Annotated in this window: 20 protein-coding genes; 5 read left to right on the forward strand and 15 right to left on the reverse strand. The window is 69.3% G+C overall.

Annotation, left to right across the window (positions count from 1 at the left end; all coding sequences use genetic code 11):
* Nucleotides 1-82: 82 nt before the first annotated feature.
* The 4 genes from BRW65_RS06150 to BRW65_RS06165 are packed head-to-tail and all read right to left on the reverse strand — an operon-like array spanning nt 83 to nt 4565.
* Entirely contained in the window at nt 83-1975 is a 1893-nt protein-coding gene (locus BRW65_RS06150) for a lysophospholipid acyltransferase (RefSeq protein ID WP_073872390.1), read from the reverse strand.
* A complete protein-coding gene (fadD11, locus tag BRW65_RS06155; protein WP_073872392.1) occupies nt 1972-3798 on the reverse strand; it encodes a fatty acid--CoA ligase FadD11 in 1827 nt (608 codons plus the stop codon). Before fadD11 ends, BRW65_RS06150 begins: the two co-directional genes overlap by 4 nt.
* A gap of 60 nt (nt 3799-3858) precedes the next feature.
* Nucleotides 3859-4131: a VOC family protein gene (locus BRW65_RS06160; RefSeq protein ID WP_244168002.1), complete on the reverse strand. Its 273-nt coding sequence runs from the start codon at nt 4129-4131 to the stop codon at nt 3859-3861.
* Nucleotides 4132-4175: 44 nt separating this feature from the next.
* Entirely contained in the window at nt 4176-4565 is a 390-nt protein-coding gene (locus tag BRW65_RS06165) for a MerR family transcriptional regulator (protein WP_073872395.1), read from the reverse strand.
* A 54-nt stretch (nt 4566-4619) separates the two neighbouring features.
* Between BRW65_RS06165 and BRW65_RS06170 the strand changes: the two genes are divergently transcribed.
* Nucleotides 4620-5066, forward strand: coding sequence for a PPOX class F420-dependent oxidoreductase (locus tag BRW65_RS06170; RefSeq protein ID WP_073872397.1), 447 nt, complete (start codon nt 4620-4622; stop codon nt 5064-5066).
* Nucleotides 5063-5992: an MBL fold metallo-hydrolase gene (locus tag BRW65_RS06175; protein WP_073872399.1), complete on the forward strand. Its 930-nt coding sequence runs from the start codon at nt 5063-5065 to the stop codon at nt 5990-5992. The genes BRW65_RS06170 and BRW65_RS06175 overlap by 4 nt, the downstream gene beginning before the upstream one ends.
* Nucleotides 5993-6082: 90 nt before the next feature.
* On the opposite strand, the gene dnaE is transcribed toward BRW65_RS06175, so the two are convergent.
* The 4 genes from dnaE to BRW65_RS06195 form a co-directional block, all read right to left on the reverse strand.
* Nucleotides 6083-9619 carry a DNA polymerase III subunit alpha gene (dnaE, locus tag BRW65_RS06180; RefSeq protein ID WP_073872401.1) on the reverse strand — a complete coding sequence of 1179 codons (3537 nt, stop codon included), beginning with the start codon at nt 9617-9619 and terminating at the stop codon, nt 6083-6085.
* A 66-nt stretch (nt 9620-9685) separates the two neighbouring features.
* On the reverse strand, nt 9686-10117 hold the full coding sequence (locus BRW65_RS06185; RefSeq protein ID WP_073872403.1) for a type II toxin-antitoxin system Rv0910 family toxin: 432 nt from the start codon (nt 10115-10117) through the stop codon (nt 9686-9688).
* A 33-nt stretch (nt 10118-10150) separates the two neighbouring features.
* Nucleotides 10151-10954 carry an SDR family NAD(P)-dependent oxidoreductase gene (locus BRW65_RS06190; protein ID WP_073872404.1) on the reverse strand — a complete coding sequence of 268 codons (804 nt, stop codon included), beginning with the start codon at nt 10952-10954 and terminating at the stop codon, nt 10151-10153.
* Nucleotides 10955-10958: 4 nt separating this feature from the next.
* Complete coding sequence (locus BRW65_RS06195) at nt 10959-12002, reverse strand: SDR family NAD(P)-dependent oxidoreductase (RefSeq protein ID WP_073872406.1); 1044 nt, start codon at nt 12000-12002, stop codon at nt 10959-10961.
* 285 nt (nt 12003-12287) lie between these two features.
* On the opposite strand from BRW65_RS06195, the gene BRW65_RS06200 reads away from it, so the two are divergent.
* Nucleotides 12288-12698, forward strand: coding sequence for a group I truncated hemoglobin (locus tag BRW65_RS06200; RefSeq protein ID WP_073872408.1), 411 nt, complete (start codon nt 12288-12290; stop codon nt 12696-12698).
* A gap of 115 nt (nt 12699-12813) precedes the next feature.
* On the forward strand, nt 12814-13437 hold the full coding sequence (locus BRW65_RS06205) for an MliC family protein (protein ID WP_073872411.1): 624 nt from the start codon (nt 12814-12816) through the stop codon (nt 13435-13437).
* 227 nt (nt 13438-13664) lie between these two features.
* On the opposite strand, the gene BRW65_RS06210 is transcribed toward BRW65_RS06205, so the two are convergent.
* Complete coding sequence (locus BRW65_RS06210; protein ID WP_073872413.1) at nt 13665-14591, reverse strand: RluA family pseudouridine synthase; 927 nt, start codon at nt 14589-14591, stop codon at nt 13665-13667.
* Nucleotides 14588-15166, reverse strand: a complete 579-nt coding sequence (gene lspA, locus BRW65_RS06215) for a signal peptidase II (protein WP_073872415.1) — start codon at nt 15164-15166, stop codon at nt 14588-14590. The genes BRW65_RS06210 and lspA overlap by 4 nt, the downstream gene beginning before the upstream one ends.
* 71 nt (nt 15167-15237) lie before the next feature.
* Here lspA and BRW65_RS06220 point away from each other — a divergent pair, with 71 nt between their 5' ends.
* Entirely contained in the window at nt 15238-16164 is a 927-nt protein-coding gene (locus tag BRW65_RS06220) for an asparaginase (RefSeq protein WP_073872948.1), read from the forward strand.
* Here BRW65_RS06220 and BRW65_RS06225 read toward each other — a convergent pair.
* The 5 genes from BRW65_RS06225 to BRW65_RS06245 form a co-directional block, all read right to left on the reverse strand.
* Nucleotides 16129-17520, reverse strand: coding sequence for a DNA polymerase IV (locus tag BRW65_RS06225; protein WP_167374009.1), 1392 nt, complete (start codon nt 17518-17520; stop codon nt 16129-16131). The two genes, BRW65_RS06220 and BRW65_RS06225, sit on opposite strands and share 36 nt — an antisense overlap.
* Nucleotides 17521-17591: 71 nt before the next feature.
* The gene (locus BRW65_RS31665) at nt 17592-18326 is read right to left on the reverse strand and encodes a hypothetical protein (protein ID WP_073872419.1); all 735 of its coding nucleotides are present in this window, start codon (nt 18324-18326) and stop codon (nt 17592-17594) included.
* A gap of 161 nt (nt 18327-18487) precedes the next feature.
* Nucleotides 18488-19351, reverse strand: coding sequence for a DUF559 domain-containing protein (locus BRW65_RS06235; RefSeq protein WP_073872421.1), 864 nt, complete (start codon nt 19349-19351; stop codon nt 18488-18490).
* 94 nt (nt 19352-19445) lie between these two features.
* Nucleotides 19446-22571: an isoleucine--tRNA ligase gene (ileS, locus tag BRW65_RS06240; RefSeq protein ID WP_073872423.1), complete on the reverse strand. Its 3126-nt coding sequence runs from the start codon at nt 22569-22571 to the stop codon at nt 19446-19448.
* Between the two features lie 305 nt (nt 22572-22876).
* On the reverse strand, nt 22877-23116 hold the full coding sequence (locus BRW65_RS06245) for an Rv1535 family protein (protein ID WP_073872425.1): 240 nt from the start codon (nt 23114-23116) through the stop codon (nt 22877-22879).
* Nucleotides 23117-23382 lie beyond the last annotated feature (266 nt).

A 23382-nucleotide genomic window follows, 5' to 3' on the forward strand; every position in this document is an offset into this window, starting at 1 on the left:
CTCGGCCACCGACTCCGGGGAGGGCGACACCGTCGTCATTGGTCGAGCGCAACTGCATAATCGCCCGCCAGGGCACCGCCGCCTATCGCGCCCCGGCGAGCCCCGCAATGGTGTTGACCCGCCGGACGGCCGTGGCGATCTCGTCGGCGAACTCGCGGCGCCGCTGGGCGACGTCGACGTCCTCGAAGCCGTCCACCAGCTCCCGATGCCGGGCCAGCCGCAGCGCCGTCTTGAACAACTCCATCGACCTCGATTCGGCGCTGGCGATCCTGCGTTGCAGCTCCCACTGCTTGCCCACCTCGAGGCACTCGGCGAGAAATGCCTTCTCGTCGAATGATTCGTCGTCGAAGGCGGCCAGCCGGTCGGCGACGATGTGGTAGGCGTCCAGAAACGGCCGCAGCACCAGGTGCGCCAGCAGCAGGTCGGCCTTCTCCAACAGGCCGCGCACGTCGGCCGCGTTGGCCGCCTTGCTGGTGTCCTCCACCCGCCCGATCAGGCGCACCTCGTCGGCGAGTTCCTTCTCGAATTGCGCGCGCGCCGAGAACAAAAACTCGAATTTCAGCAGCTCGCGCAGGCGCAGCGCCTCGTCGCGCACCGTCGCCGGTTCCACCAAACCGTCCACCGAACCCTCGGCGTCCTCGATGGCGGCCAGCAGCGCGGTTTCGGCGATGGCGCGGTCGACGACGATGTGGATCGCGGTGTTGCGGTAGAACGCGGCCACCAGGTGCTGCTCGGCACCGATGCCCCAGACCGGTTCGGTGCCGGCGTCATACACGTTGACGACGCCGGAGGCGACCATCTGATGCAGGGTCCAGCGGATGGTCGAGCGGTTCGTCAGGTCGGCGGCGCCCGCCACGCACCAGTTCCGCGCCGCGATGTAGCTCGCCAGCGGTCGCACCGTGGCCAGCACCTCGCTGATGGACAGCGAGCGGTCGGCGCCCAGCAGGGCGAGGCTCACGACCGCGGTCGGGGTGACCGGGGTGGCGCGATTGATCCGGTGCTCGACGTCCAGCGCGATGCGTTCGATCTCGGTGCCCGTCCCGGACTCCTCGGCGCGCAGCTCCTCGAGGCGCTTGCGCAGCGGCAGCGGCTCGCCGAAGTCGAGGTAGGCACGGCCGAGCCGCTCACCCTGCTGGCGCGCCAGCCGGACCAGGAAACGAAAGTCCTCGGGCCGCTTCGTCGCGCCGTAGGCCTCGGTGGTCATCGCCTCCACCTCGTGGAGCTGGTCGTAGACGATCGAGGTGGGCACCAAATAGACTTCCGGGCCGTCGATTTCGTCGACCGCGTCGCTGATGTAGCGCAGGATGCCGTACACCGGGGGCCGCAGCTTGCCGGTCCGGGTGCGGCCGCCTTCGATGGACCAGGTGAGGTTGGCGTGGTTCTGCACCAGCTGCGCGGCGTAGGCGCGTAACACGAAGCGGTACACCGGAATATCTTTGGTCTGGCGCCGGATGAAGATCGTGCCCGTCCGCTTGGCCCACGCCCCCATCGGGAAAAAGTTCAGGTTCGCCCCGCCGAAGGTGAGCGCCGGCGAAAGCCGGTTGGCCTGAATCTCCTCCGGCAGCAGCAACCCATCCAGATAGGAGCGATGCGAAAAGGCAAACGCGAGAGTCGCTTTGCGATCCAGCTTGCGCAGCTGCGCGATCTGGTCCTCGTCGACCAGGACGTCGTAGGCGCGCATCAGCCAGCAGCTGAAGCTGCGCCACGCTCGAACCGCCCGCTCGTCCAGCGAGGGCGCCATCTCCCGCAGATAGCCGGCGGCCTCGGCGCGCACGCCGGGCAGGTCGCGCCCCAGCTCGTCGGCCAGCCCGGCCAGCCGCTCGTTGTACCACGGGGCGGCGAGCAGCTGGACGACCTCCGCCGGGTCGGTTGTCAGCGGCGTCGCCGATTCCTCGACGATCCCGGTGCGCTGCAGTAGCTTTCGCATCCCGACCCGACCGAACTCGCGGGCACTCGCCCCCGGGCCGCCGCTCATGCCGGCTGCACCGTGGCCGCCGCCGAGGGCTCGTGCACGTCCGGGTGAAGGTCGGGCGCGTAGAGTTCCTCGATCTGGCTCGCGTACTTCGCCATGATCGGCTTGCGCTTGAGCTTCATCGTCAGCGTGATCTCGTCTCCCCCGGGCTCCCACAGTGTCGGCAGTATCCGGAAGCGCTTGATCTGTTCCACCCGTGACAGCTTGGCGTTGCCGTCGGCCACGCCTGCGGCGATGCGGGCGATGACCTCCGGATGGGCCGCCAGGGCCGCGGGCGAGGCGTCGCCCAGGCCGTGCTGCGCCGCGTAGGGACCGACGGATTCGGCGTCGAAGACCATGAGCGCGGCGTTGTAGGGCCGCCCGTCGCCGATCGTGATCATCACGCCGACCATCGGGCACGCGGCCAGCACGGTGTTCTCAATGTTGGCCGGCGACATGTTCTTTCCGGCGGCGTTGATGATCAGTTCCTTCTTGCGGTCGACGATCCTCAGGTAGCCCTCCTCGTCGACCTCGATGATGTCACCGGTGTGCAGCCAGCCGTCGGCGTCGATGGCCTCGGCGGTCTTGGCGGGTTCCTTGCGGTACCCCTTCATCACCAGCGGGCCACGCACCAGGAACTCGCCGTCGTCGGCGACCTTGCCCTCAAGCCCGGGCAGCAGCCTGCCCACGGTGCCCAACCGCGCTTCGCCGGGATGGCTGACGCTGGCGACGCAACTGAGCTCCGACATTCCCCAGACCTCCGCGATCGGAATGCCGATGCCGAGGAAGAACGCCAGGGTCTCCCGGGGAATCGGGGCCGCACCGGATACCGCCCAACGCAGTTCACCGAAGCCGAGCCGCTCGCGCAGCTTGGACAGCACCAGCTCGTCGGCCTGCGCCCACTCGGCCGCCAGCTCGTCCGACATCGGCTCGCCGGCCACCAGGGCGGCGGCCCGTTTGCCGGCCACCGACATCGCCCACTGCAACGCCTGACGCTTGACCTCGTCGGCCTCGCTGGCGACGGCGAATTCGATTCCGGCCTTGAGCTTTTCCCACACCCGCGGCACCCCAGCCCACACCGTGGGCCGCACGTCGGGCAGCGCGGCGGCGATGGCACGGACATCCGAGACGACCGTGACCTGGGCGCCGAAGACCTCCAGGCCGTACAGGCCCATCATCCGGTCGGCGATGTGTGCGGTCGGCAGGTACGACGTGACGCGGTCACCGAACCGGGATGGGAGGACGGCGTTGAGCGCATACCCCTCGAAAAGCAGGTTGGCGTGGGTCATCTCGACGCCCTTGGGGTTTCCGGTGGTTCCGGAAGTGTAGATCAGCGTGACGACGTCGTCGGGCCGCACGGCCCGCCAGGTCGCCTCGAAGTCGAAGCCCCCCTGGGCGGCGGCGTACAGGTCTTCGACCGACATGGTGCCGGGCGGCGAGCCGTCGATGCAGACGATGTGGTCGATGGGCGCGCCGCTGGCCCGGATGCGGTCCACGTACTGCTCCTCGCAGATCGCGACCCGGGTTCCCGCGTTCTCGAACAGGTAGGTCAGCTGTTCGGCGGGCAGCGTGTTGTAGACGGAAAACGAAGTGGCGCCCAGGTGTTGGGCGCCGATCTCGAACGGGTAGAACTCGATGCGGTTGGCCATCATCAGCGACACCGTGTCGCCCCGTCCGACGCCCAGGCCGGCCAGGCCGGCGGCCACCTTGCGCACCCGCTCCGCGAGCTCGCGCCAGGTAAGGGTCTGGGTGTTGCCCGGGGTGCGCAGCGCGACGGCGTCCGGATCGATCGACGCGTTGCGCTGAAACGCTTCGCACAGGGTGACGGGACGCTCGGCGGTGGTCATGGGTGTCCTCTCAGCTCTGCCTTCGTGAGCGTACGTCCGTGATCGCGGACGCGGAACGGATCACGCCGGATCCGGACGCCAGAGCTGCAGCGTGCTCGATATGCCGGCCGGCAGCTCCAGCAGTTCGATGGGTGCGTCATCGGGGTCGTAGATGAAGAACATCCGCACCCCGCCCATGTCGACGGGCGGCTCGGCCCGGACGCCGGGATGCTCGCGCCGCACCGCCGCGTAGGTGGCGTCCAGGTCGTCGACGCGGAACGAGACGTTGGTGTAGCCCAGGTGCGGCCCGCTCGGGCACTCGGGGACGGCGCCCAGCGAGAGCAGTTCGACCATCGCCGAACCGATCAGCGATGGGTTGGGTCATGGAGCTCCTTTGCTCAGGCGGGCAACGCGGTGTGAATCCCGCACGTGCAGGCGTCGATTGACGGACACGTGCAGCGCATCCCCCATTCGATCACGGCGCGCGCCCGGGCCAGCGCCTCCATCTGGGCGTCGATTTCGGCGAGTTTGGACTCGGCCAGCGCGCGGCTGGCCGGCCGCCCCGGTGCGTCGTCGGCGAACAGCAGCTGGATCTCCTCCAGCGCGAAGCCGGCCGATTTGCAGAGCCGGATCACCTCGAGCCGGGCCAGCACCGAATCGTCGTACCGACGCTGCCCGCCCACCCGCCGCGGCGGGGGCACGAGCCCGATCTGTTCGTAGTAGCGCAGCGTGGTCGCCGCGACCCCGGCCTGGCGCGCCACCTCGCCGATCGTCAGCCGAGCACTCATCGGGCCTCCCTCGACGCTTGACTTAGAGCCAACTCTAAGTCGTTGACTGGGGCCATGCACACACATTCACTCGACGGGCTGAGCGCGGAACGCTACGCGCTGCTCCGCTCGTTCCGCCGCGACGGCACGCCCGTCGACACCCCGATCTGGTTCGGGCTGGACGGCGACGCGCTGTTGTTCCGCACCAAGCGAGGGCCGAAGACCAAGCGGTTGGCCGCGCGCCGCGACGTCGAACTGACCGCGTGCGACTACCGCGGCCGGGTTCGGCCGGGCGCGACGACGGTCGCGGGCCGCGCCACCATCCTCTCGGGGGACGACGCCGAGCGGGCGAACCGCCTGTTGCACCGCCGCTACGGCTGGCAGTGGAACATCGTGCCGCTGATCAAAATCCCCGGCGTCACGAACGTCCACCAAGACCTGTGCGTGCGCGAGAAGCTGCGCCGCGCGCGCGACCGCGGCGTGTGGGCCGACAGCGCGATCGTCCGGGTGGAGGTGCCATGACGCACGACCCCGTCCGCTCGCCCACCCTGCGCCAATGCTGCGCCGCAGCAACGGGATTGGTGTGGGGCGCGCTGCGTCCGAAGCGGCCCGACGACCGGTTTCTCCGCGGCCTCACCGACGCGGGCCTGCCCGACCCTCGGCGCACCGTCACGGTGACCGCGCTGCCCCAGGTGCCGCGCTCGGTGCCCACCGCGGCGATCGTCGAGGGCACGTTCGCACCCGCCCGCGTCGACAACTCGATGACGTCGTTCGTCATCACCCACCCGGACGCCACCTTCATCGTCGACCCGGCCGTGTGCCGCGACGTCGAGCGCCGCGCGATCGCCCAACTACCCGCGGTGCTGCGGGTCGCGGTCCGTCCCCCGGCCGACACGGTTCCCACGATCACCGCGCTGCACCGCCTGCCCGGGACGCCGGCGTTGGACTTCGCCCTGCCGACTCACGCGCACTGGGACCACGTGTCGGGTCTGCTGGACCTGCCGGATCTCCCGGTTCGCCTGCACCGCACCGAACGGGACTGGGTCGAGTCCGGTCCCGTGGCGCCGGTCGGCGGCGTTCGCGATTCGCTGCGCGGCCGGCCCGTCGTCGACTACGAGCTGGACGGGCCGCCGGTGCTGACCTTCACCCGCAGCCACGACCTATTCCGGGACGGCTCCGTCGTCTTGGTCGACCTCGCCGGTCACACCCCGGGCAGCGTCGGGGTGCTCGCCCACACGCCGCGCGGCTGGGTCTTGATCGCCGGCGACGCGGCGTGGCATTGGTTGCAGATCGAGAAGGTCCGCCAAAAGTCAAGCTATCCCGGTGTTTTGGTGGACGAGGATCGCGAGGAGGCCTTCCGCACGCTGCAGCGGCTGCACCTGGCGCGGCACACCGCGACGATCATCCCCACCCACGACCATCAGGCGGCGCTGGGACTGGCCGCCTAGCGCGCCGCGAGTGTGCGGCTAGCTTGACGCTCGGCCGCGAGTGTGCGGCTAGCCGCACGTTGGGCGCCTGTCTCGGCGGCCGCCCGGCCCCTACCCGCCCAGGCATCCCGGGCCGAGCAGCTCCTTGAGGTCACCCATCAGCGCGGGCGAGGGCGTCACCCGTAGCGACGGGTCCAGCTCGAGCGTGGTGATCCGGTCCCCGCTGATGAGCCGCAGATGCACCTGGGCGGTTCCGGGGTGACGCGCCAGCACCTGCTTGAGGGCGCTGACCTTGTCGATCGTGCACTGCCGGGTCGGCAGGCTGACCGCGATGGGCCGGTTGGGCTGGGCGTTGGAAAAGTCCGGCACCACAAGCTCGTTGGCGATCAAACTGATGCGATCGTCGCGGATCGCGACCTTCGCGTTGATCAGCACCACCGCGTCGTCGGCGATGTCGGCGCCGTAGGTGGAGTACGCGTGCGGGAAGAACATCACCTCGATGCCGCCGGTGAGGTCCTCCAATTGTGCCGACGCCCAGGGCATTCCGTTCTTGTTGACCCGCCGGTTGACCGACGCCAGGATGCCACCCACCCGCACCTGGGTCTCGTTGGGGACGTCCCCGTCGAGGATGGCCGGGATCTGGGTGTCGACCTGGCCGGCGAGCAGGTGCGCCACGCCGTTGAGCGGATGCCCCGACACGTACAGGCCGAGCATTTCCCGTTCCAGGGCCAGCTTGTGTTTGTCTTCCCACTCGTCTTCGGGCACCTTGATGGTGAACACCGAGTCGGTGAGGCTGCCGTCACCGCCGCCGAACAGGTCGAACTGCCCGATGGCCTCGGCCTTTTTGGTGCCCAGCACCGAATCGACGGCGTCGGTGTGCACCAGGAACAGGCCCTTGCGGGCATGGCTGAGCGAGTCGAAGGCGCCGGCCTTGATCAGCGACTCGGTGACCTTCTTGTTGCACGCCGAGATGTCGATCTTGTTGAGGTAGTCCGAGAAGTCGGTGAACTTCCCCTTCTCGTTGCGGGTCTTGATCAGCGAGCCGACGACGTTGGCACCGACGTTGCGGACCGCGCCCAGGCCGAAGCGGATGTCCTGGCCGACCGACGCGAAGTTGACCAGAGACTCGTTGACGTCCGGCGGCAGCACGGTGATGCCGAGTTTGCGGCAGTCGGCCAGATAGACCGCGGCCTTGTCCTTGTCGTCGCCCACCGAGGTCAGCAGGCCGGCCATGTACTCGGCCGGGTAGTTGGCCTTCAGGTAGGCGGTCCAGTACGAGACCAGGCCGTAGCCGGCGGCGTGCGACTTGTTGAACGCATACCCGGCGAACGGAAGGATGGTGTCCCACAGCGCCTTCACCGCTTTTTCGGAGAACCCGTTGGCGGTCATGCCCTCGTAGAAGCCCTTGTACTCGGCCTCGAGCACCTCGAGCTTCTTCTTGCCCATCGCCTTGCGCAGCGCGTCGGCCTTGCCCATCGTGTAGGACGCGACCTTCTGGGCGATGAACATGATCTGCTCTTGGTAGACGATCAGACCGTAAGTCTCCGAGAGGATCTCGCGCAGCGGCTCCTCGAGCTCCGGGTGAATCGGTTTGATCGCCTGCCGGTTGTTCTTGCGGTCGGCGTAGTCGTTGTGGGCGTTCATGCCCATCGGACCGGGCCGGTACAGCGCCAGCACCGCGACGATGTCGTTGAACTCGGTGGGCTGCATGCGCCGCAGCAGGTCGCGCATCGGGCCGCCGTCGAGCTGGAACACCCCGAGCGTGTCGCCGCGGCCCAGCAGTTCGTAGGTGGGCTTGTCGTCCAGCGGCACCGATTCCAAATCGAGGTCGATGCCCCGGTTGGCCTTGATGTTGTCCAGTGCGTCGCCGATGATCGTCAGGTTGCGCAGGCCCAGGAAGTCCATCTTCAGCAGGCCGATGGCCTCACACGACGGGTAGTCCCAGCCGGTGATGATGGCGCCGTCCTGCGGCCGCTTCCACAGCGGGATGGCCTCGGTGAGCGGCTCGCTGCTCATGATCACCGCGCAGGCGTGCACGCCCGCGTTGCGGATCAGGCCTTCCAGGCCGCGCGCGGTCTGGTAGATCGTGCGGACGTCGGGGTCGGTCTCGATCAGGCCGCGGACCTCGGCGGCCTCCTTGTACCGCTCGTGGTTCGGGTCGGTGATGCCCGACAGCGGGATGTCCTTGGCCATGATCGGCGGCGGCAGCGCCTTGGTGATCCGGTCGGCGATGGCGAAGCCCGGCTGGCCGTAGTGGATTCGCGCCGAATCCTTCAGTGCCGCCTTGGTTTTAATGGTGCCGAAGGTGATGACCTGGGCGACCCGGTCGTGGCCCCACTTGTCGGCGGCGTAGCGCACCATCTCGCCGCGCCGGCGGTCGTCGAAGTCGATGTCGATGTCGGGCGCCGACGGGCGTTCGGGGTTGAGGAACCGCTCGAACAGCAGGCCGTGCGGGATCGGGTCGATGTTGGTGATCCCCAGCGCGTAGGCCACCAGCGAGCCGGCCGCCGAACCGCGGCCCGGCCCCACCCGGATGTCGACCGAGCGCGCGTAGTTGATCAGGTCGGCGACGATCAGGAAGTACGACGGGAAGCCCTTGTCGCAGATGACCTTGATCTCGTACTCGGCGCGGTCGATGTAGTCCTGGCCGACACCGGATCCGAAACGTCGCCGCAGCCCGGCCATCACCTCGTGACGCAGCCAGGACGCCTGGTCGTGCCCCTCGGGCACGGGGAAGATCGGCATCCGGTCGCGTGCTTCCCATACGTCGGCATAGGACTGGACGCGCTCGGCGATCAGCAGCGTCGAGTCGCACGCGCCGGGCACCGCGTCGTCCCAGATCGCGCGCATGTCGGCGGCCGACTTCAGGTAGTAGCCGTCGCCGTCGAACTTGAACCGGTTCGGATCCGACAGCGTCTTGCCGGTCTGCACGCACAGCAGCGCCTCGTGGTTGTGGGCGGCGTCGCGGGTGACGTAGTGGCAGTCGTTGGTGGCCAACGGCGGGATGCCGAGTTTACGGCCGATCTCCAGCAGGCCCTCGCGGACCCGCTGCTCGATGGACAGCCCGTGGTCCATCAGTTCCAGGAAGTAGTTGTCGGCGCCGAAGATCTCCCGCCACTTGGCGGCCGACTCCAGCGCCTCACGGTCGTGCCCCAGCCGCAACCGGGTCTGCACCTCCCCCGACGGGCACCCGGTGGTGGCGATGATGCCCTCGGCGTGCTCGGCGATGAGCTCGGCGTCCATCCGCGACCACTTGCCGAGCTGGCCCTCGAAGGACGCCAACGAGGACAGCTTGAACAGGTTGCGCAGGCCGGTGGCGTTCTCGGCCACCATCGTCATGTGCGTGTAGGAACCGCTGCCGGAGACGTCGTCGGACTTCTGGCCGGGGTCGCCCCACGTGATCCGGCGGGTGTCGAAGCGCGAGCCCGGCGCGATGTAGGCCTCGACCCCGATGATCGGCTTGATCCCGGCCTTGGTCGCCACGTTGTAGAACTCGCTGGCGCCGAACATGTTTCCGTGGTCGGTCATCCCGACCGCGGGCATTCCCAGCCGCTCCACCTCGGCCAGCATCGGCGTGATCTTCGCGGCGCCGTCCAGCATCGAGTACTCGGTGTGGTTATGCAGGTGCACGAACGACGACTGACTCATAGGGAGGCCAGTCTATGACCGGTTGCCGACACGAGTTGGGCGTGTCGCAAAGCGTGTCTTGAACGGTTATCCGTACAACTCCACGAAGTTCTTCAACGACTTCTGCACGTCCCCCTTGACGGCGCGCGCCGCCGCCGAACCGACCGGCCCGAACAACGCGCGCCCGCCCAGCTCCAGGCGCAGACCCAGCGTCGACCCCTGGTCGGCGGCCCGCACGGTGAGCGTGACGGCGTACTTGGCGCCGCCCTTGCCCGACCCGGAGAGCGCCACCTCATGCGGCGGATCCCACGTAGTCACCGTCCACGTCACCCGGTTGCGGAAGCCCTTCGCCCGGGCCACGCCCACCACCTGGACGCCCTCGCCGAGTTCCTCGGGCAGATCACTGCGCCACCCCTCATGCATCACCAGCCAGTCGCCCAGGTCCGACAGGTCGGAGACGTGATCCCACATCTCCTGCGGGCTCATCGGCATATCGGCGGTCAGGTCAACGGCGGCCATGACCCGGAGCCTAGCCCCGACCGCGACGCCGGCTCAGCGGTTGGGGCCCCCACGGAAGCGGTTACCGATCCGGATCCCGGGCAGCAGCAGGCTGCGCGGCGCGAACCGGCCGCCGGTGCTGACCACCTTCGGCACGACGCCCGGCACCACCGTCCGCCGGCCGGTCAACATGCCGCCGATCGCCGCCTCGGCGACGTCGCGGGGCGAGACCTGCGCGATGGGGATGCTGAACCGCTCGGCGTTGGCGATCTCGGCCCACTCGGTCGGCACGGGCCCGGGGCACAGGCACGTGACCGACACGCCCGTTCCGTGCAGCTCCTCGTGCACGGCCTCGGAGAACGTCTGCACGAACGCCTTCGTCGCCGAATAGACCGCCATGTAGGGCACTGGCTGGAAGCCGGCGATCGACGCGATGTTCATCACCGCGCCGGCCCCACGCTCGACCATCCCGGGCAGGGCCGCGTGGGTCAGTTCCATCAGCGCCAGCGCGTTGAGGGTCACCTCCTCGCTTTCGCGGTCGACGGGCAGCTCGTGGAAGACGCCGCTGGTGCCGAACCCGGCGCTGTTGCACAGCCCGGCGATGGGCTCCGCGCGCAGCCGGTCGGCCAGCTTCCCCCGGCCCTCGGCATCGCCGAGGTCCAGCGGCAGCACCTCGACCCCCACCGAGTATTTCTGGCCCACCTCGTTGGCGAGCTCGTCGAGGCGCTCCCGGCGCCTCGCGACCAGCAACAGCGGGAAGCCCCGCCGGGCCAGCCCGCGAGCCAGTTCGGAGCCGATGCCGGACGAGGCGCCGGTGATGACGACGGTGGTCTGAATGTCGGGTTTCGGAAGGCTCATGATGTCACCAATGTATCCCGCGGGTCGCGCGCACAAACGTCTCGCTGCGTTTGTCGAATTGCGGTGAATCGCTTGACGATTCGTCACCCTTCGCGGCATGGGAGTCGCCGAACATGGCGAAGGCGCGGTTGCGCACCCGGTCCATCACCGCCGGGTTCACCGCGTCGGCGACGGCGGCGAATTGGCCGAACGGCGAGCTGGCCCGCCGGGGCCGGTGCACGATCGCGTCCGCGATCACCCCGGCCGCCTGATCCGGCGTCAGCGCCGGGAACTTGTCGTAGAGCGTGGTCGGGCTGATCATCGGGGTACGCACCAGGGCCATGTGCACGGTGGTGAACTTCACGCCGTCGTTGACGGTTTCGGCCTGCAGCGAATCACACAGGCTGTCCAGCGCGGACTTGCTGGCGATGTAGGCGCCGAAGCGCGGCGCGCGGGTCTGCACCCCGACCGAGGAGACGTTGACGATGTGCCCGAAGCCGCGCTCCCGCATCCCCGGGATGAACTTGAGAATGAGCTGGACGGCGCCCAGATAGTTCAGCTGCATGGTGCGCTGATAGTCGTGGATCCGGTCGTAGGACAGCTCGAGCGAGCGCCGGATGGACCGCCCCGCGTTGTTGATCAGGATGTCGACGCCCCCCAGGTCGCTGAGCACCTGGTCGGCCATCGCGGCGATCGCGTCCATGTCGGACAGGTCGCACGGGTAGACGTGGGCGGTCCCGCCGCGGATCGCTTCGATATCAGAGGCCACCTTCTCGAGGTTCTCCCGGGTGCGCGCGACCAGCACCACCACGCCGCCCGCTTCCGCGATCCGCTTCGCGGCGGCCTCGCCGATGCCCGACGATCCCCCGGTGATCAGAACGGTCTTGCCGTCAACCGCCTCGTCGAGCGTGCGGCCCTGCACGGCGTCGAGCAGATTCCTCAGATAGAACGGCCGGTAGCGGCCCGCGGAGTTGGGGGTGTTGACGATGTGGGACACCGCCGCCAGCGGCTTCTCCACCAAGCTCGCGAGCGGCTTTTCGACCAAGTTGGTGATGTCGCCGAGATTCATTGGCTTTCGCTCCTGATGATGTCGGCCCCCCGACCGCGACTGGCCTGCCCGTTGACCACGACCGCCTTGCGGGGCTGTGTGAATGTTGTGACGTGAGTCATAAAGCCAACCTAGGACATCAGCACCCCCACTCGATGCAGATTTCCACCATGTAAAGCGTGCCGCACATCTCACGCCGCGGCCGCCCCGGACGTCATTTGTGGGCAATGCGGTTGTTACGCAATGACATCCGAGCGTGATTGTGCACTAACTGGTGGGCAACGCCGAAATGTTCCAATCGTTGTTATGAAAATTCTGGCACGCTTCCGCAAGCCACAGCCGGTCACCGTCTACGACCGGATCGGCGGGCACGAGGCGCTCGAAGTCGTGGTCGAGGACTTCTACGTTCGTGTGCTTGCCGATGACCAACTCGCGCGCTTTTTCACCGGGACCAACATGAACCGCCTCAAAGGCAAGCAGGTCGAGTTCTTCGCCGCCGCGCTCGGCGGCCCCGAGCCCTACACCGGCGCGCCGATGAAGCAGGTGCACCAGGGGCGTGGGATCACCATGTACCACTTCAACCTGGTGGCCGGGCACCTGTCGGACGCGCTGGCAGCGGCCGGGGTGCCGCCCGAGACCGTCACCGACATCATCGGCGCGATCGCGCCGCTGGCTCCCGAGATCGCGACGGGCGAGGCCAACACGGCCACGGTCTGACGGTCCCCCCGCCGGGACGACCGCGGCGGTTGCGGTCGTGGGCGCCACCACGACCGTGGCGGCAACCTCGGCGTGTCGCGCCGGCCGCGCGCCCGGCAGGCGGTAGTCAGCACGTATGCGACTGCTCGCCGTCATCGTCGCGGCCCTGCTGTTGAGCGCCTGCGGCGCGAAATCGACGCCGCCGCCGGCCACCACCACGCCGGCGACCACCACCGCCCCGCCGACCGCGGCACCCCTCGACTGCGCCGCCCCGGCCAACGCGGCCCAGCGGCAGGTGTGCGCCGATCCCCACCTGACCGACCTCGACCACCGGGTGCAGGCCGCATACTCGGAGGCGCTCGCCCGGCCCGGCGCGGACCAAGCCGCGCTGAGCACCGCACAGCAGCGCTGGGCGACCGACCGCGACGGCTGCGCCCACAACCCCGAGCTGCGCACCTGCCTGACCGAGGCGTATCAGACGCGGCTGGTCCAGCTGGCCATCGCCGACCCCGGAACCCTGAGCCCGCCCGTGGTCACCTACCAGTGCCCCGCGGACGCCGGGCCGTTGACCGCGCAGTTCTACAACGAGTTCGATCCGCCCGCGGCGGTGCTCGACTGGAAGGGCAACCAGCAGATCCTGTTCCAGGAGCCGTCCGGCAGCGGCGCCCGATACGGCCGGCAGGGCTCGGAATACTGGGAGCACCAGGGCGAGGTCACGCTCGACCTCAACGGCACGAAATTCGTCTGCCACGCGCCGTGATTCGTGCCTAGCATGCTCGACATGGGCCGCACCTTCGACGACCTGGTGGCCGAGGCCGACGGGCCGTTCGTCGCGCACTCCACGCGGCTGCTCGTCGAGGCCCGCAAGCCGGGCTGATCCCGGTGATCCGTCGCCGATATTGCCGAGCCGGTAAATCTGCAGAAGATGTGCGAGAGACGGCCTGCAAAATTACAGGGTCGACGAATTGCGTAAGCGTTGACCGTGGATCAGCCCTCGGCGCGCAGCACGTCCAGCGCGTGCTGCAGATCGGCCGGGTAGGGGCTGACGATCTCCATCCGCCTGCCGTCCGCCGGGTGGGCGAACGACAGCGACCGGGCATGCAGCCATTGCCGTTCCAGCCCAAGCCTTTTCGCGAGTTTCGGATCGGCACCGTAGACGAGGTCGCCGCAGCAGGGGTGGTGCAGCGCGGAGAAGTGCACCCGGATCTGGTGCGTGCGACCGGTTTCCAGGTGCACGTCGAGCAGGCTGGCCGCGACGAAGGCCTCGATGGTGTCGTAGTGGGTCAGGCTGTGCCGGCCGTTCGTCGTGACCGCGAACTTCCACTCGCCGCCGCGGTGCCGCCCGATCGGTGCGTCGATCGTGCCGCTCGACGGGTCCGGATGCCCCTGCACCAGCGCGTGATAGCGCTTGTCGACCGTGCGCTGTTTGAACGCGCGCTTGAGCACGGTGTAGGCGCGCTCGGAGAGCGCCACCACCATCACCCCGGAGGTGCCGACGTCGAGGCGATGCACGATGCCCTGCCGCTCCGGCACCCCGGACGTGGTGATCCGGTAACCGGCCGCGGCCAGCCCGCCGAGCACCGTCGGCCCGGTCCAGCCGACCGACGCGTGCGCGGCCACCGCGGCGGGCTTGTCGACCGCGACGATGTCGTCGTCGGAATACAGGATCGTCATGCCCTCGATCTCGACGGGCGTGTTCACCACCGGTGGCGGCGCCTCGGGCAACCGGACCTGAAGCCACGCGCCGCCGGTCAACCGGTCGGACTTGCCCGCCTGCACGCCGTCCAGTTCGACGCCGCCGCCTTCGGCCAGGGCCGCGGCGGCGCTGCGGGACAGGCCCAGCAGGCGTGCCAGTCCGGCGTCCACGCGCATGCCCGCCAGCCCCTCGGGGACCGGCATCGAACGGTCGGTCAACTCGGGTCGGCCTTGCTGCGTCGGCCTACGGTGTCGAAGTCGTAGCCGAACACCGACAGCACCACCAAGAGGATCGCGCCGCCCACCACCGAGGGATCGGCGACGTTGAACACCGGCCACCAGCCGACCGACAAGAAGTCCACGACGTGGCCGCGCAGCGGCCCGGGCGCGCGGAAGAAGCGGTCGACCAGGTTGCCCATCGCGCCGCCGAGGATCATCCCCAGCCCGACCGCCCACCAGGGCGACACCAGCCGCCGCCCCATCCAGAAGATGCCGGCCACCACGCCGGTCGCGATCAGCGTCAGCACCCAGGTGTAGCCGGTCGCCATCGAGAACGCGGCGCCGGAGTTGCGCACCAGCGTCCAGGTCACCGTGTCGCCGATGATGGGCACCGGCTGACCGGGGGGCAGCAGCTTGACGGCGAGCACCTTGGTGACGATGTCCAGGGCCAGGACGATCGCCGCCACCGACAGCAGCAGGCGCAGCCGCCTCGGCGGCCGCTGCGGCTCGCCGGCCGCGGCGTCGCCGGCTTGGTCGGTTGAGGTCACTGGCTCAGTCGATGGTTCCTCGGGCACTCTCACATCATCCCCCAATGCCGACGCGGGCTGGCCCGGTGTTCGCGGTTGGCGTGCGCGATGATTTCCCCATGGGCCGGCTCACCGTCATCGCCACCGGAGGCACGATATCGACGGGCACCGGCCCGGACGGCGTGCACCGGCCCGCTTACGGCGCGGCGGACCTGGCCGCCGGCCTCGACGTCGACGTCGTCGACGTGCTGGCGTTGGACAGCTCGCAGCTGGTGCCGGCCGATTGGGATCGGATCCGCGGCGCCGTGCGGGCGGCGATCGACGGCGGCGCCGAGGGTGTGGTGGTCACCCACGGCACCGACACCATGGAGGAGAGCGCGTTGTGGCTCGAACTCACCCACGCGGGCGACGTTCCGGTGGTGTTGACCGGCGCGATGCGCAGCGCCGACGCCCCCGACGCCGACGGCCCGGCCAACCTGCGTGCGGCCCTCGGGGTGGCGGGCAGCCCCGCCGCGCGCGGCCTCGGCGTGCTGGTGTGCTTCGCCGGCCGGGTGTTGCAGCCGCTGGGGCTGACCAAGGTGGCGACCAACGACCTGACCGGTTTCGCCGGTGAGCTGATCGGCACGGTGAACGGCGGTGTCACGCTGGCCGGCACCAAGACGCGGCCCCAGCTCGGCGACCTGACCGCGGCGGAGGCGCCGCGCGTGGACATCGTCGCCGCCTACCTGGGCAGTGACGGGGTGGCCCTGGACGCCTGCGTGGCCGCCGGGGCGAGGGGCGTGGTGCTCGAGGCGCTGGGTTCGGGCAATGCCGGCGACGCGGTGGTCGACGCGGTGGCCCGGCACTGCCGCGCCGGCGTGGCCGTCGCGGTGTCCACCCGCGTCCCCGGCGGGCGCGTGGGTGCCAGCTACGGGCCCGGCCACCAGATGGCGGCGGCCGGAGCGGTGATGGTGCCCCGGTTGCGCCCCCCGCAGGCGCGGGTGCTTTTGATGGCCGCGCTGGCCGCGCAGCTACCGGTCGCCGACGTCATCACCCGCTGGGGCTGAAGGGTGGTCGGCTTCCCGGGCCTGCAACGCGCCCACGTAGTCCGGCCAGTCCAGGGAATCCACCGGGTTGGCCTTGGTCAGCTCGGCGGTGTCCGCGGCGAACGTGCGGGCCGGGCCCGGACCGGAACTGCGGGTCTCGAACCGCGCGGTGACCACGCCGTGGCCCGCGCCCTGCACCCAGCCGTGCCCGAGCTCTGGGTGCGTGACGTCGTCTCCGACCCGCCAGCCCTCGTCGGGCACCGGGGCGAACATCGCCTCGGCGGCGGTCGCCACGGTTTCGGCCGGGTGATCCTCCCCCGCCAGGTCCAGGTCCGGGAACAGCGACTCCTGCCGCACGTCGCTCAATCCCGAAAACCCCACGCCCAGTAGGCGAATCGGTCCGATCTCGCGGGGGTCGAGCAGCAGCCGGCGGGCCAGGGCGACCAGCGCGCCGGCCTCGGTTGTGGCGTATGGCAGCGTCGCCGAGCGGGTCAGCGTGCTCATGTCGGACTTCTTGAGCTTCACGGTGACGGTGCGGGCGCCGCGGCCGTCGCGCAGCAGGCGCTGATGCGCGTGCTCGGCGATCGGGTCGATCGCCTCACGCAGCTGCTCGACGCTGGTCAGGTCGACGGCGAACGTGGATTCGGAGCTGATCTGCTTGGCCTCGGCGCGCTCGGCGACCGGCCGGTCGTCGATGCCGCGGGCCAGGCGGTGCAGCGCCGGGCCGACCGTCGCGCCCAGGATGTTGGCGGCCTCGGCGTCCGTCAGCGCGGCCAGCTGGCCGATCGTCTCGATGCCGAGCCGGTTGAGCTTCTCCTCGGCGACCGGACCGATGCCCCACAGCCGCCGCACCGGCAAACCGCCGAGCAGCGACCGCTCTTCGGCGCGCCGGACCACCCGGATGCCGTCGGGTTTGGCCAGCCCGGAGGCGATCTTGGCGATCTGCTTGCCCGAGCCGGCGCCCACCGACGCGATCAGGCCGGTCTCCTCGCGCACCCGGTGCCGCAGGCCTTCGCAGAACGCCTCGACGTCCTCGGCCGAGGCGCCCGCGAGGCCGGACGGTTCGCCGAAGCCCTCGTCGAAGGACAGCTGCTCGACGACCGGCACCACGGCGCGCACAGTGTCGAAGACGCGCCGGCTGGCCACCCCGTACACGACGCCGCGCGGCGGCAACACCACCGCGGTCACCCCGATCAGGCGGCGGGCCTGGTGCATCGGCATCGCCGAGCGGGCGCCGAACACCCTGGCCTCGTAGCTGGCCCCGGCCACCACGCCGCGCCCGCCCAGGCCGCCGACCAACACCGGCCGCCCCCGCAGCGTCGGCCGGGTGAGCTGTTCGACCGAGGCGAAGAACGCATCCATGTCCAGGTGCAGCACCCAACGGGACTCCACACTTCGGAATGCTATTGGTCTGAACTCCCGGCGCGGTCGCCGTGGCGCGGTCCGGCTCAGTTCTTGCCGGGCTGTTGTTGCACCGGCAGCGGGTGGACCGGCAGTGGGTGGACCGGCGGCTGCGGGGGGTGGCAGGCGTAACACTGGATCGGCCCGTGGCCGCTCGGCGCCGGCGGATTGCCGTCGTGCTGGGGCGGCACCGGTATCGGAACGGGCACGGGCACGATCACCGGCGGGACGTTGACGGTCACGTTGGGCGGGGGCGGCGGGCTGCCCGGGTCGGCCGGGGCGGCCGCGGGCGCCGGCGCCGGCGCGATCACGACGGGTGCCTCGGCACCACCGGCTGGTCCGGGCGATACGTGCCCGGCGTCGGGAGGGGTGGTCGGCGCAGCCGGCGCCACGGGCGGCGGCGCCACCGCGCTGGGGGCCTGCGGCGTCACCGACCCGACACTGGAATTGGGAACCACCACAGGCTTGTGCTCCTTGGGGCCCGACCCGTCGATGAGGAGGAGCCCGAGCCCGGCGACCGCCCCGAGCGCCGCTACCACGGCGCCCGCCGCCAGGGCATTCGTTCCCCTCGAGCGCGGCCTCGCCGTCACGGTCGCGGCCGGACACACCTCGAATTTCGCGGGCTCGGAGAGGGATCCGTCCTCGACCCTGGGGTCGCCCAGCGGGCTCGATGCCCACGCCTCGGCGACGGTGAGGTCCTCATGCGGGGTGGCGGCAACCGTCAGGTCGTCGTGCGGAAGGGCGGCGAAGGTTGTCGACTGCGAGTCTTCGATGATGCTCATGGCGTGTTCCTTGACTGTGGTCGCGGCCCCCGTTGAGCCGCCGTCACAGGTAAGAGCGGCCAACCCGGGTGGCGCGGACACATTTTTGGGAACTTTTTTCGCGAGAGTGCAAACACCGACGCCCTTACTCGCGCGATGCGTCGCCAACCGCACTTTGGCGCTCAGCAGGGGCAGCCGGCGGCACGCAGAGCATCGCGGATCCGGGCTAGGACGATGTCAGGTCGATTCCGCAACAGGTCGGCGCTCACCCGAATGATGCGCCAGCCCCGTCGCTCCAGTTCGGCCGCGCGATCGATGTCCTGCGCGCGAATGCGCGCGTCGGTCCAGTGCTGAGCGCCGTCGTACTCGACACCGACACGCCACTGCTCCCACCCCATGTCTATGCGCGCGGTCACGGCGCCCCACTGGTTACGCACCGCGATTTGGGTCAGCGGCCTGGGTAAGCCGGCGAAGACGATCGCGAGCCTGGTCCGGGTCTCCTGCGGCGATTCTGCTCCGGCATCGACCAGATCCAATACCTGGCGCAGCTGCCGCACGCCGCGAGCGCCGCGGCGGGCCGCAACCAGCGGATGCACCTCGTCGACCGCAAGTCCGGTAGCCCTCGCCAACGAATCGACAGCTACGACGGCGGGAACCAGCCCGGGACGGCGCCCCAGGTCGAACGCAGTCCGCGCAGGCGACGTGATCGCCACACCGCTGACCGCCGTGAATTCCCCGGCCAACAGCGACTCGTTCCGGGTGATGATCAGGCGCGGCGGGCGTTTGCGATCGCTGATGAGCTCGGCCGGCGCTTGCGGATCGACCCACTGGACGCCGAGCAGTGCGGCCACCGAATTCCCCGCGACGACAGCCTTCTTGCCAGACCAGAGCCAGGCGGCGACGGCCCGATCTCTCGCGGTCAGCGCGCTCCCGCGCCGTTGGTAGACATTGCGATAGATCCGCGTACACGACCCCCGCAGCTCGCGCTCCGTGAACATGCCCGCCTCAATCGCGTGCGTACCGACGAACGGTGTCCCCTGCGCCATGGCCGAAGAATGCCAGGACGGTCTGACACTGGCCCGAAAGTGCAATTACCGACGTATCCACTCGGAAAACGTGTCGCTGGTTGCACTTTCGCGGTCAGGCTTTAGTGATCGCCACGCGAACGCCGTCGCCGATGTCGACGGCGTCCGGTGTTGGCTCGGCGAACTGGAAACTAGTCGCGAGTATCTCCCTCGCAATGAGTTCGGCGTGGGTGCGCGCCCAGTCGGCCCGCTCGGCCGGCACCGACATGACGACCGAGATCCGGTCGGACACGTCCAGCCCGGTCGACTTGCGCAGCTCCTGCAGTTCGCGGATGCGGTCCTTGGCCCAGCCCTCGGCCTCCAGCTCCGGGGTCACGGTGCCGTCCAGCACCACCAGGCCGGCCCCGTCGGGCAGCGCGGCGGTGAATTCCGGGTCGGCGGCGACCAGCCGGGAGCTGTACTCCTCGGGCATGAGCACCGCGGGCCCGGCGGTCAGGGTGCCGTCGGGGTTGACGACGCCCTCCCCCGCCTTGACGGCCTTGATGGCGGCCTGCACGTCCTTGCCCAGTCGCGGTCCCGCCACGCGGGCGTTGACGGTGAGCTCGAACCGGCCGTAGGTGTCGATCGCGTCGGTCAGCTCGACCCTCTTGACGTTCAGCTCGTCGGCGATCAGGTCGGTGAACGGCTCCAAGCTTCGCGGGTTCTCCACGGCCACAGTCAGTTTCGGCAGCGGCAGCCGCACCCGCAGCTTCTTGGCCTTGCGCAGGGACGACGCGGCCGAGCACACCTCGCGCACCTGGTCCATCGCGGCGACCAGGTCGGGGTCGGCGGGTAGCGCCTCATCCGGCCAGTCGGTGAGATGCACCGAGCGCCCCTCGGTGAGGCCGCGCCAGATGATCTCGGTGACCGACGGGAGCAGCGGCGCGGCCAGCCTGGCCGTCACCTCGAGCACGGTGTGCAGGGTGTCGATCGCGTCGGTGTCCTCCTCCCAGAACCGCGAACGCGACCGTCGCACATACCAGTTCGTGAGCGCCTCGGTGAACTGGCGCAGGTGCTCGCAGGCCCGGGAGATGTCGCAGGTGTCCATTTCGCGGGTGAGGTTGTCGCGCAGTTCGGCGAGTTTGGCCAGGATGTAGCGGTCCAGCACCTGCCGCGAATCGGTGCGCCAGGTACCGACTTTGGGCGCGTAGAGGGCCAGGAAACTGTAGGCGTTCCACAGCGGCAGCAGGACCTGGCGCACGCCCTCGCGGATGCCCTGCTCGGTGACGATCAGGTTGCCGCCCCGCAGGATCGGCGACGCCATCAGGAACCACCGCATGGCGTCGGAGCCGTCGCGGTCGAACACCTCGGACACGTCGGGGTAGTTGCGCAGCGACTTGCTCATCTTCTGGCCGTCAGAGCCCAGCACGATCCCGTGCGCCACACAGGTTTTGAACGACGGCCGGTCGAACAGCGCGGTGGCCAGCACGTGCAGCGTGTAGAACCAGCCGCGGGTCTGCCCGATGTACTCGACGATGAAGTCGCCGGGATAGTGGCTGTCGAACCAGTCGCGATTCTCGAACGGGTAGTGCACCTGGGCGTACGGCATGGACCCGGAGTCGAACCACACGTCGAGCACGTCGGGGATGCGCCGCATGGTGCTGCGGCCGGTCGGGTCGTCGGGATTGGGCCGGGTCAGCTCGTCGATGTAGGGCCGGTGCAGGTTGGTGGGCCGCACCCCGAAGTCGCGCTCCAGCTCGTCGAGGCTGCCGTATACATCGATGCGCGGGTAGGCCGGGTCGTCGGACTTCCACACCGGAATCGGGCTGCCCCAGTAGCGGTTTCGCGAGATCGACCAGTCGCGGGCGCCCTGCAGCCATTTGCCGAACTGGCCGTCCTTGACGTGTTCGGGATACCAGGTGATCTGCTGGTTGAGCTCCACCATGCGGTCACGGAACGCGGTGACCGCGACGAACCACGACGACACCGCCCGGTAGATCAGCGGGTTGCGGCAGCGCCAGCAGTGCGGGTAGGGGTGCTCGTAGGTCTCGTGGCGCAGCAGCACCGCGCCGTTCGCCGCGGCCGGGCCGCTGCCGTTCTTGAGGTCGCGGATGATGTGCGGGTTGGCGTCAAAGACGTGCTGCCCCTGGTAGTCCGGCACCGTGGCGTCGAACCGGCCCTTGGAGTCGACGGGCGTCACCGGCACGATGCCCACCTTGTCGGTGGTGGCCATGTCGTCCTCGCCGTAGGCCGGCGCCATGTGCACGATGCCGGTGCCGTCTTCGGTGGTGACGAACTCCCCGGGCAGCACCTGAAAAGCCTTGGGGCTGTCCAGGAAATACGGGAAGGGCGGCAGGTAGCGGGTGCCCAGCAGGTCGGTGCCGCTGTAGGTGCCCAGCACTACGGGTTCTTCACCCAGCTCGCGGGCATAGGCCGCCAGCCGCGGCTGGGCCAGCACGTAGCGCCGATCTTCTACCCGCACTTGCACATACGTCACTTCGGGGTTGACGGCGACCGCCAGGTTCGACGGCAGCGTCCACGGTGTCGTCGTCCACACCAGCAGGTGCGCGCCGTCCAGCGCACCGCCGACCACCTTGAATCCGACCGTCAGCGCGGGGTCTTGCCGGCTTTGGTAGACGTCGTCGTCCATGCGCAATTCGTGGTTGGACAACGGGGTCTCGTCGCGCCAGCAGTACGGCAGGACGCGGTAACCCTCGTAGGCCAGGCCCTTGTCCCAGAGCTGCTTGAACGCCCAGATGACCGATTCCATGTAGGGCAGGTCGAGCGTCTTGTAGTCGTTGTCGAAGTCGACCCAGCGGGCCTGGCGGGTGACATACGCCCGCCACTCGTCGGTGTACCGCAACACCGACGCGCGGCACGCGTCGTTGAACGCGGCGATCCCCATGTCGTCGATCTGCGACTTGTCGTTGATGCCGAGTTGGCGCTCGACCTCGAGTTCCGCGGGCAATCCGTGCGTGTCCCAGCCGAACCGCCGCTCCACCTTGTAGCCGCGCATGGTGCGGTACCGCGGGACGATGTCCTTGACGTAGCCGGTGAGCAGGTGCCCGTAGTGCGGCAGCCCGTTGGCGAACGGCGGGCCGTCGTAGAAGACGTACTCGTCGGCGCCGTCGCGGCGGGCGATGCTGGCGCGGAAGGTGTCGTCTCGGGCCCAGTAGTCGAGGACTTCCAGTTCCAGCGCCGGGAAATCGGGTGCGCCGCTCGCCAGCTTGGGATAGGCCCTGGCTTCAGCGTTTTCTGTCACGGTGGCGTCGTCTCCTGCGTGCCTATGGTCAGGCCGGGGACGACGACGCGCTGTCTGCGCGAGCGCCGCGGTACCACCCCGCTTGCCACGCCGTCGCGTGGCCGCTCGTTCAAGGCTGTGACGGGCCCACCCGTTCGGTTCTACTGAGCCGGCCGGCTGTTCTTCCGAAGGCTCCCCGGTGATGCCGGATCGACGCCGATGGCCCGATTCTACTCAGGCGGAGCACCCCAAGGGGCTACCTGGCCTCAGGAAACACCTGCGGCCGGGTAGCCCCTCGGAGCCTTCGTTGGTCGCCGTCCATCGGATCAGGCCTGGATTTCGAGCACACCGGCCCGCAGCAGCGCCGCGTAGAGGTGGCGCAGCGGGATGCTCAACAGGCGGGTGGCGCCCTCCACCAACGGGTCACCCACGACAACGTGCTGCGGGTTGGCCCGGCGGGTGGCCTTCTTGGGCGCGGGGGCCTGAGCCGTCTCAACGTCGCGCACCACCTTCAACTTGCGGGCGGGCGCTGCGGTTACCACTTCGTCGGACAGGGCTGCGGTCATGGTCGTCTCCTGACGGGTTCGAACGGGGGACTGATTGGATGGACGTGCCCCGTCCCGTAGCGGTTCCGATCCCAGAACGCTTGGCGGTAAGCCAGTTAGCGTTTACGACGCCTCAGCTGAAAACGCCGTGCCGGAGACCGGATCGGGACGAGACGGAGCTCGGACTTCGATCCGGACTATCGCTGGAACTCATGTGTCCCTCACCTCCTCGCGGTCACGACGCGTGCGGTTTTCCGCGCACGATTTGCGCGCAGCATGAGGAGCAG

It is taken from the genome of Mycobacterium paraffinicum, from assembly GCF_001907675.1.
GTDB classification, from domain to species: Bacteria; Actinomycetota; Actinomycetes; order Mycobacteriales; family Mycobacteriaceae; genus Mycobacterium; species Mycobacterium paraffinicum_A.